Origin of the sequence: Flavihumibacter sp. CACIAM 22H1 (assembly GCF_001601815.1) — a bacterium.
Taxonomy (GTDB): domain Bacteria; phylum Bacteroidota; class Bacteroidia; order Chitinophagales; family Chitinophagaceae; genus Flavihumibacter.
This window is the reverse complement of record NZ_LUKG01000017.1, coordinates 45,124-55,640: the sequence shown is the minus strand read 5'-3', so window position 1 is coordinate 55,640 and position 10,517 is coordinate 45,124. Positions and strand designations below refer to the sequence as shown.

Here is a 10,517-nt window from a genome sequence, read left to right as displayed (position 1 = left end):
GTCTGTCATACCACTCAACGCCTCTGAAAAATAATTGGAATTTATGGAGGGCACTACCACGCCAATTATATTGGTATGTTTTGTTACCAGGCTCTGGGCAATGAAATTGGGTTCATAGTTCAGCTCCTTTGCCAGTTGTAAAACTGCCTGAAGTGTTTTGGGATTTATATCCGGTGCATTCCGAAGCGCCCGTGATACAGTTGATACGGAAATATTCAGCGCTTTTGCAAGATCCTTAATAGTAACGGGGCGATTCATATGAAATTCAAAGATACTTTCTTTCGGGAACGTTTCCGGTGGATAAACAGCGTTAAAACATCCTTAAACAGGTCGAATTATTATTTTGTGCGGGCCTAATACAAATTAGTTAATCATGAAAGGAATCGCTGCATTTTTTTTAAAACTTACAACAATGGTAACCTTATCCGCCTCGGCACATGGGCATGGAACAGACTCCCTCCCGTCTCTCTACTTACAAAACAGGGCACCGCTTCAGGCAAAAAAATACCTTGATCTTCCTTTTGGCGCAATCAGGCCCAAAGGATGGCTTAAGCAGAACCTGAACCAAATGAAAGATGGAATGTGCGGTCAACTGGATGCCCTTTATCCGGCGGTTTTAGGAGAACGAAATGGCTGGCTGGGAGGAGATGGAGATGTATGGGAAAGAGGTCCCTACTGGTTAGACGGGCTTGCGCCATTAGCCTTTATTCTGGAGGATAAAGCGCTGCAACAAAAACTCCAAAAATGGGTGGAATGGTCTATAAAAAATCAATTACCCAATGGTTATTTCGGCCCTGTTCCCCCGGAAAAAGAACCCAGCCCGGAGCCAGGTTTACAACGAGATCGTGCACGCGACTGGTGGCCGAAAATGGTTATGTTGAAAGTATTACAACAATATTATCTGGGAACCGGCGATCAACGGGTTATTGACCTGATGCTGCGTTATTCGAAGTACCAGCTGGCTACCTTGCCCTCTACTCCTTTAGGTCATTACTCCTGGTGGGGTTCACAAAGAGCAGGTGATAACCTGTTGATCGTATACTGGCTCTACAATATAACCGGTGAAAAATTTCTGCTGGAGTTGGGAGAGCTGATTCATAAACAGTCCTACGACTGGACAGGTACTTTTCTAAACACGAATTACCTGGCCACTACGCATAAATTTCATGGCGTAAACCTGGCGCAGGGTATCAAAGAACCGATTATCTATTATCAGCAAAATCCGCAACAACAATACCTGGATGCGGTGAAAAAAGCATTTAGTGATATTAAAACCTACCAGGGACAGGCGCAGGGTATGTACGGGGCAGATGAGCTTACTAGAGGAGGCGATCCTAACCTGGGATCGGAGTTATGTTCGACCGTTGAACTGATGTACTCCCTGGAAAATATGATCACCATCACCGGAGATGTAGCGCAGATGGATCATCTTGAAAAAATCACCTACAATGCATTGCCGACCCAAATCAGCGATGACTTTATGACAAGGCAGTATTACCAACAGGTTAACCAGGTAATGATAAGCCGGCAGCATCGAAACTTTATCACAAATTACGATGGCACCGACCAGTGTTTTGGTTTGCTGAGTGGCTTTCCCTGTTGTACTACCAATATGCACCAGGGCTGGCCAAAATTTGTTCAAAACCTCTGGCATGCTACCGATGATAAAGGGGTTGCCGCATTGCAGTATGGTCCGTCTGAAGTAAAACTTAAGGTAGCAGATGGCAAAGAACTTACAATTACGGAAGAAACAGAATATCCTTTTAATGAACAGATTAAATTCAGCCTGCAACTAAAAACCCCTACGGTATTTCCTTTTCATCTTCGCATACCAGCCTGGTGTAAAAATGCCGTGGTTTATATTAACGGAGAAAAATGGATGAGTTCGACCGGAAATGAAATTATAAAACTGGTACGCAAGTGGAAAGATAAGGACCAGGTAGTGCTGGAGCTTCCCATGCATGTTGCAGTTAGCCGGTGGTTTAATCAAACAGCGGCAGTTGAAAGAGGGCCTCTGTTATACGGATTAAAGATCGGTGAAAACTGGAAGTCTGTAAATAATACCGATAAATATGGAAACTACAGGGAGGTACACCCTACAACTCCCTGGAATTTCGGATTAACTGACCAGGCAGTAAAAAATATAGACCAACATTTTTCCTTTAAAAAAATAAAATCGGTAGGTGATGCACCCTGGAGTTTGGAAACGGCACCCGTTCAGATAACTACCAGGGCTAAGCGCATTCCTGAATGGCAGTTGTACAATGAAGCAGCAGGGCCAGTGCCCTACAGCGGAATCAAATATTTAAAAGATATGCCCGATGAAGAAATTGTATTAATTCCGTATGGATGTACCACGCTTCGAATTGCGCAGTTCCCGGTTGTTCAATGATTTGATTTGAAGTGAAAAAGCCACGGAATATTCCGTGGCTTTTTTTTTGAAAACACCGAGAACGTTACCGGCTTTCAAACCGTAGAAACTGCCCGTTTGGCGCAGGTTATACTTAGTATGGAACTAATTTTAGCGTTGACATTTGTTCATTTAAACAAACTGCTATGAGTAATTTGCCTGTTAAAAAAATGCTGACTTCGGTTGCATTGTTGTTGTGCCTGGTAACAACCCTGTTGGCACAACAAAGAACTATTAAAGGAAGAGTGGTAAATGCCAAAGATGGCAGCCCGCTTTCCGGTGCTTCCATTTCTATTAAAGGATTAAGTGGAGGTACTGCCACAGATGCAAACGGGAATTTTTCGCTGCCCGTGCCTGGTTCCAATACAAGATTAATTGTTTCTAATATCGGATTCAGCCAAAAAGAAGTGGCTGTTAGTGCCGGTACAAATGAAATCACGATTAGCCTGGAAATGGAAATTAGTGAAGGCGAAGATGTGGTAGTGGTTGGTTATGGAAAGAAAAATAAAAAGAACATTACAGGTTCTGTGGTAAAAGTTTCAGGCGATGAGATCCGGAATATTCCCATGGCCAGTCCCGACCAGTTATTACAGGGTAAAGCTGCTGGTGTACAGATCTCCAGCCAGAGCGGTACGCCCGGTGGTGGAGTTACGGTACGGGTACGCGGAACCTCTTCTTTTTCTGCAGGATCACCCGCATCTCAGCCACTTTATATTATTGATGGAGTATTTGTAAATACCATGCCTATCGGACCTGCGGGTTATGGTGTTGAACAGCAGATTGCCAACCCACTGGCAGATCTGAATCCCTCTGACATTGAGTCTATCGAAGTATTGAAAGATGCAAACAGCACAGCTATCTACGGAAGCAGAGGTGCAAATGGAGTAGTTATCATCACTACCAAACGGGGCTCAAAAGGGCAGAAGCCAAAGATTACGCTCAATAGTTTTTATGGTAGCGGAAAAGCTACCAAGCTTCCAACCTTGGTGAATGCGCCTCAAACTGCCGAGTTGTTAAACGAAGCCTGGATTAATGATGGAAAAAATCCTGCCAATATCCCTTACCCCAATCCGGCGGGTTTACCCACGTATAACCGGGTAAATGAGTTATTTCGTACGGCATCTACCTATAGCACAGACCTAAGTGTTGCGGGCGGCGATGCAAAAACAACGTATTATGTAGGCGCTTCTTATTTTAAGCAGGATGGAATCCTTCGCCCGCAAACATTTAACAGGGCAAGCCTACGGGTAAACCTGGACAGCTATCTGTCTGATAAGTTTAAACTCAGTACCAGCAATACACTTATCCGTAATTACAGAACTATTGTGCAGAATGATAATTCCGGTGGAGGTGTATTGTTAGTGGGACTAGGAAACTCCACCATCTACCCAACCTATAACCAGGACGGCAGCTATTTCCGTGGCCCGGTCGGAAACAATGCAGTAGCCATTGTGAAAGAGAGTGATGAAACATCAACCGGTGCACGATATATCGGAAATATCTACGGAGAATGGGAAGTGACCAAAAATCTTTTCTTTAAATCGAGCTGGAGCCTGGACTTCAACGATGCCAATAACCGGGCATTTGCCAGCACGGTATTAAACGGACCTGGTTCCGTGGCATCAGCGTATGAGCAAAGTAATCGGCAGATAACCTGGATCAATGAACAAACCCTTCGTTATGGATGGAGGCCTTCTGCCGATCATCAGTTCAATTTCCTTGCCGGTAATACCATTCAGAAAACCATCTCCAAATTTTTTGGACTGAGTGCGAATAATTTTCCCAACGATGATATTACCAATATCGGATCGGCCGCGCAAAATACCGGCTGGAGTGGAAATACGGTGGAAAGCGCACTGGTTTCCTATTTTGGAAGAGCAGACTATGTTTTTGCTAACCGGTATATTCTCGACCTTAACCTGCGAACCGATGCCAGCAGCCGCTTTGGGAGTGGAAATCGCTGGGGCTTTTTCCCATCAGCCGGTGTAGCCTGGAGAATTACCAGTGAGTCCTTTATGGCTGACCAGGATATTTTTTCCAACCTGAAACTGAAGGCCAGTTGGGGAATTACCGGCGCACAGGAAACCATTGGTGAATATGCATCTCGCGGTTTGTGGGCTGGAAATGATAACTATATGATGCAACCCGGCACCCAACCATCACAGATCGCAAACCCCGATCTTAAATGGGAACAGACGACACAATGGAACCTGGGACTCGAATTTGGCCTCTTTAAAAACAGGCTGGAAGGTGAACTGAACTATTATAACAAGATGACGAATGGGGTGCTCCTGAACAAACCTATTCCCATGTCTACCGGTTTCGGCACTATTGCGTATAACGGAGGCGATATCAGTAACAAAGGAATTGAACTTACGCTGAATGCAGGCATTATACGTACCAAGGATTTTCGCTGGGACCTTGGCTTCAACCTTGCACATAACAAAAACATGATTGAAAAGCTGGATGCTCCCTATTTCGAACCATTCAGTCGTCGCTTTATCCTCTTCCAGCAAGGATATCCGGTAAATGGATTCTGGCTCTGGAAACAGGAAGGCGTTGATCCGCAAACCGGAAATGCCATTTATACCGATGTAGATAAAAACGGCGTAATCAATGATAATGACCGAATGATATTAGGAAATAATCAACCAAATGTATTTGGCGGATTAAACTCAACAGTACGGTACAAAAACTTCGATTTCTCCTTTGCTTTTGCATACGAATGGGGACAGGAAATGGTGAACTGGACTACGTTTTTTATGGTACATGGGGCTACCCGTCAGAATGGTGCAACCGGTGCAGCAACCTATGGATTTTATCCGCAGCAGTTGGATCGCTGGCAAAGACCTGGAGATATCACCGATATGCCTAAAATGGGCGGAACGGCTGCAGAACGCAGTAATAACTATGGCCGGTTTACCAGCCGCGCGCTGGAAGATGGCTCCTATACCCGTCTTCGCAATATTACCCTGGGTTATACCATTCCTGCAGCAGTAACCCGTAAGCTGGGTATCAGTTCTGCAAGATTTTATATTATGGGCACCAACCTGCTAACCATTACCAACTACAGCGGACTTGATCCTGAACTGAATGCAGGTGGCGGAAAAGGAACCGTAGGAGGTGTGGAAATGTTTACCGTGCCTCAACCCAAAACCATTCAGGGTGGCTTTACTGTTAGCTTTTAATTGCGAACCGAAAAAACAAGTAGTATGAAGTCTATTAATAAAACTATTTATATAGGGATGAGCCTGGTGGCTGCCCTGAGCTTTAGTTCCTGTGAGAAATTTCTAGATCCAAAACCGGTAAACCAGATAGATGATGCAGTGGCACTGGATTCAAAAATCCGGATTCAGCGTGCACTCACCGGTGCATACAGCCGGCTACAGGTAATTGAATACTATGGCGCCGAATGGCCCAATGCGGTATGGTTATCGGACGATAACGTGGTACCCTTTAGTGCGGGTACAACCGATCTGCAATTCGACGGGCATGCAGTGTTGGCCTCTTCCAATACCATGGAAATTACCTGGCGAGCCATGTACCGGGCCATCAATGCTGCCAATAATGTAATTGATGGCGCCAGCTCTGTGGCCGACCCCACCCTTACCGATGAAGAAAGAAAAAACCTGATCGGCCAGGCACAGTTTCTTCGGGCATTGGTTTATTTTGATATGGTTCGCACCTGGGGAGGTGTTCCACTAGTGCTTACACCCACCCGCGGATTAACTGCTGCCAATTATCCTGCAAAAGCAACAGCCGAACAGGTATATGCGCAAATTGTTCAGGATCTAGAGGATGCAGAAACCAATCTTTCCGAAACCGTAGTACGCACAATTGCGCACAAAAAAGCGGCACAGGCATTAATGGCCAAAGTTGCATTATATCGTAAAGACTATACCGGGGCAGCCAGCTATGCTACAGAACTGATCAATGCCAGCAGTAGTTTTTCTTTGGTAGTGCCTTTCGAAAAACTGATCACCGAAAAAAAGACAACGGAAGCTATTTTTGAACTGGACTATTCGCAGGTAGATGGCAATGAGTTATCGGCCTATTTTTACCCTGCTACCATGGGTGGTTATTACCGGGTTGGACCTACGACTGAAATCACTACCTTACTGAAGGACCCGGCCATTGGCGGAACCCGCAGTGTATTGGTGAGTGAACTGAATGGAGCGCCTTATGGCAACCGTTATCGCAAAGCAGTAGGTGGTGTAAAGGACGACAATTATGCCATCTTACGCCTCGCAGAAATGTACCTTATCCGCGCTGAAGCAAGGGCCAACCTGGATAATATTGAAGAAGGACTGGAGGATTTGAATGTAATCCGTTCAAGGGCCGGACTTGAAGATTTGGCCATTACCGGTAAAGAGGCCCTTTTACTCGCTATTGAGAACGAACGCAGGGTTGAGTTTGCATTTGAACCACATCGCTGGTTTGACCTGATTCGTACCGGTCGGGCCGGCGCTGTTCTGGGTGTAACAGACGTAAAAAAATATGTTTTCCCAATACCGGGTGCTGAAATCCTGGCCAATAAAAACCTTCAGCAGAACGAAGGGTATTAAGCAATTTTCATGGAAACACAGAGAGGCGTATTGAATAAAATGCGTCTCTCTTTTAATCGTTCGGCATGATAAAAAACCTATGGTTCTTTTTGGTTACCGCTTCTTGTCTTCTGTATCTAAATGTACAGGCGCAGGCACCTATTGAACGTATTGAACTGGATGGTACGAATAAATTAATTGGGTTACAATATTCCGGTCAACAGGTAAAACTGGCGCAACCCATCCCTTTTCTCAGTTATTCGGTAAATGGTACCAACTACCGCAGCGATCAGCCTGCACCCGGCGTACAGGTACAGATCTCCAGGCTGGATACCACGGCCTCTTTTTATTGCGCCATCGTAACTTTTACCAACCGGTCGGCAGATACCTTGCAACTAAGTAATGTACTACCCCTGAAACCAGAGGGAAGTGAGGCATATATTACGGGCCTTGGCACTCATTCGCTTTCAAGAACCCATCTTTTTTTGCCGGGTAAGCAACCGGTAAATGTAATTGTGCCGGATAATGCCTGGGAGCTGGGATATATGAGTTATCCGTTAACAGGAGGTAAAAAACTGGTTTTGTTAAGCAGGCGCGATCGGGCTTCTATTCAAAAAGGCCAACGCCGCCGCTTTGAAACGGTTTTATTTCCGGGTGGTTCTGTGCAATTCCGGGTATATGCAGAATTATACGAAGGAAACTGGCAACAGGCATTGACAAAGGTATTTCAACAGCGATGGTTATACGATCTTGGAAGCTTTACCGACAGCCTTTACCAGCGCGAGGATCTGAAATGGGTCCGACATACCTATATCCTGCACCTGATGGACGCCTGGGATAAATTTTACTACGATTCAAAAGCAGGTAAATACCAGTTGGAAAGTTTTCTGCAACGTGGAAAAAAATGGTACGGAGGAGATGATATCGTAAGTATATGGCCAACCTGGCCTACACTGGGGTTGGATCAGCGCAATCAATTTGATCTGTTTCGCGATTTACCGGGCGGCACCAATGCAATGCGGCAACAAGCTGAAAAGAGTCGCAAACTCGGCACCCGGTTTTTTATTTGTTATAATCCCTGGGACGGAAGTACCAGAACGGAAGACCATTTTGACGGCCTGTCTCGCCTTATTGGAGCAACACAGGCAGACGGTGTAGTACTTGATACCAAAGGAGAATCAAGTAGTGAACTGCAGGAAGCTGCCGATAAAGTCAGAAAAGGGGTGATTATGTACAGCGAAGGAATGGCAGTACCCCGTGATATGCCCGGAATTGTATCGGGCAGGGTACACAATGCGCTCTATTATCCGCCTATGCTCAACCTCAACAAACTGATTAAACCCGAGTTCACTATTTACCGGGTAGCGGAATTGTATAAGGAAAAAATCAGGCGAGAATTTGCTACGTCTTTTTTTAACGGGTATGGTACTGAATTAAATATTATGGCGCCGGGCCAGCCCGATTGGGTGGAAGAACAATATCGTTACCTCGGTAAAACCACCCGTATTTTAAGAGAGAATACAAACAATTTTGTAAGCAGCGGGTACACACCACTCATACCCACAGAAGCCGACAGTATTTGGGTAAATCAATGGACACTGGATAATAAAACGATTTATACAATTTACAGCGTATTGCCGGCAGGTTTTAAAGGAAAGCTATTTGAAGTGAAACCGGAACAGGGAAAACATTTTGTAGACCTCTGGCACCATCGGTTGCTGCGCCCTGAACAAGTTAACGGACGCTGGCTGATAGACGCACAAACAGACGCATTTAATGCCAGTGACCTGGGTACCAATAATGAAGGGCAGGTAGATTGCATTGCAGAATTGCCAATACTGATTAAAGCAAGGATGTATGGAGATGAGCTGTTGCTGGAAACACCGGTAACAGGAGATGCGCTTAGAATTTGGGCCGGCCATCCCTCCTACGATAAAGAACCACTTACAGTTAAGCCCGGTAGCCACCGGCTTTCCATAAGCAAGTATTTCAACCGCTTCGAGGGTGATATCATTATTCAACTGATGAAAGAGGGAGTATTGATGGACGAATATATAGTGTCCATTGAACCAGGTTCTGCAAGAAGGGTATCGGTTGCGCAGGTTACACGGAAACAGGCGGAAACCCCGCAAGGTATGGTGCTTATCCCGGCTGGTAATTTCCGGTTTAAGGCAAGCAATGGAGATGAATTCATAAAATACCCGAAACAGGACCAGGATAGCTTGTTTGCCATGCGCAGCTTTTTTATGGATACCTACCCGGTTACAAATAAGCAATTCCGCGCGTTTATGACCACAACCGGCTACCAGCCTGCTGATACGGCCAATTTTTTAAAGCATTGGAAAAACGGCAAGATCCCTGCCGGTGAAGAACACTACCCGGTTGTATACCTGAGTTATGAAGATGCCAGGGCCTATGCCGCTTGGGCAGGAAAAAGACTACCGACGGAACTGGAATGGCAATATGCTGCACAAACCAGTACGCTGCAGGAATGGCCCTGGGTGCAGGATAAACCGGTAACAAGAAGAGAAGAAGTGGTAAACAGCACACTTACCGTATTGCACCTGGAAGGAATTGATTCAACCAAATGCAATCTTGGAAATGGTAAACCCTATGCGGTGGGTAGTTATCGGGCCGGTGTAAATCCAAATGGATTGTATGACCTGGTAGGAAGCGTATGGCAGTTAACGAATGATGAATATATAAGCGGCAGTCATCGTTTCCTGCTGCTCAAAGGGGGCTCTTATTTCAAACCATCTTCTAGCTGGTGGTACGTTCAGGGCGGACCAAGAGAGCTGCATTACCGGCAGTATTTACTCCGAGTAAGCCAGGGTTTTGAACGAAATGCTACCGTAGGGTTTCGTTGTGTAAAGGATAAAATCCAGTAAACATGAAACAGTTAATAAAATTAGTAGTGCCGGTTTTGCTGGCAGTTGTTTGCATGCCTTTTTATCAACAGGCTGCAGCCCAGGCAAAGTCGTTTCAACTGGCATTGATAGAGGATCATATCGATGAAAAGGAACTCAGCGCCATTCGTACTTTGCTGCGCACAAAAAAAGAGTTTACCGTTCAACTGGTTTCCTTAAAAAAACTCAAAGAGAACAATACAGGCGGATTTACTCATATCTGGTACCATCGTACCGATACGGCCGCTGTCAGCAAAGAAGAAATGGTACTTAAAGCAACCATTCAGAATTTTGTGCAAAAAGGCGGTAAGTTGTTCCTCTCTATGGAAAGTATGGCCTTGTTGAATGCATGGGGGTTTGAACAAGCCCCGCTGGTTGTTCGGCAGGATACCATAAGGGATGAGGGGTTTGGACGGCCTTTAGGCTTTCATGCGTTTAAGGCCCATCCGGTATTTAACGGCCTTATGGGAGGTGCATATGTAAGCAAGCAAGCTTCGGATCATATAGTAAGAAAGCTTGGGTTTTTTGATAAAGAACTACCCGTGCAGGGAAAGGTTATCGGCATCGACTGGACCTATATCACCTTTACTGAACAGAACAAATTGTTGCTGGAATACCAGGTAGGAGCCGGTAAAATTATAGCAGCCGGTGCTTACC

At 45.4% G+C, this 10,517-nt stretch carries 6 protein-coding genes; 5 read left to right on the top strand and 1 reads right to left on the bottom strand.

Features of this window, described 5'->3' with window-relative positions:
- On the bottom strand, nt 1-258 hold a 258-nt coding region (locus A1D16_RS07190), incomplete at its 3' end, for a LacI family DNA-binding transcriptional regulator (RefSeq protein ID WP_290708672.1).
- 115 nt (nt 259-373) lie between these two features.
- Here A1D16_RS07190 and A1D16_RS07185 point away from each other — a divergent pair.
- The 5 genes from A1D16_RS07185 to A1D16_RS07165 form a co-directional block, all read left to right on the top strand.
- Nucleotides 374-2,392 (top strand): beta-L-arabinofuranosidase domain-containing protein, encoded by a 2,019-nt coding sequence (locus A1D16_RS07185; RefSeq protein WP_290708670.1) that lies wholly within the window; start codon nt 374-376, stop codon nt 2,390-2,392.
- Between the two features lie 164 nt (nt 2,393-2,556).
- Nucleotides 2,557-5,598: a TonB-dependent receptor gene (locus A1D16_RS07180; protein ID WP_290708669.1), complete on the top strand. Its 3,042-nt coding sequence runs from the start codon at nt 2,557-2,559 to the stop codon at nt 5,596-5,598.
- A 24-nt stretch (nt 5,599-5,622) separates the two neighbouring features.
- Nucleotides 5,623-6,975: a RagB/SusD family nutrient uptake outer membrane protein gene (locus A1D16_RS07175; RefSeq protein ID WP_290708668.1), complete on the top strand. Its 1,353-nt coding sequence runs from the start codon at nt 5,623-5,625 to the stop codon at nt 6,973-6,975.
- 65 nt (nt 6,976-7,040) lie between these two features.
- Nucleotides 7,041-9,842: a formylglycine-generating enzyme family protein gene (locus A1D16_RS07170; RefSeq protein WP_290708667.1), complete on the top strand. Its 2,802-nt coding sequence runs from the start codon at nt 7,041-7,043 to the stop codon at nt 9,840-9,842.
- 2 nt (nt 9,843-9,844) lie between these two features.
- Nucleotides 9,845-10,517, top strand: a 673-nt coding sequence (locus A1D16_RS07165) for a hypothetical protein (RefSeq protein ID WP_290708666.1), incomplete at its 3' end; no start/stop codon positions are given.

Excerpts from the sequence above, each read along its gene's own strand:
- A1D16_RS07185 (WP_290708670.1), top strand. The coding sequence starts at position 374 with ATGAAAGGAATCGCTGCATTTTTTTTAAAACTTACAACAATGGTAACC.
- A1D16_RS07180 (WP_290708669.1), top strand. The coding sequence starts at position 2,557 with ATGAGTAATTTGCCTGTTAAAAAAATGCTGACTTCGGTTGCATTGTTG.
- A1D16_RS07175 (WP_290708668.1), top strand. The coding sequence starts at position 5,623 with ATGAAGTCTATTAATAAAACTATTTATATAGGGATGAGCCTGGTGGCT.
- A1D16_RS07170 (WP_290708667.1), top strand. The coding sequence starts at position 7,041 with ATGATAAAAAACCTATGGTTCTTTTTGGTTACCGCTTCTTGTCTTCTG.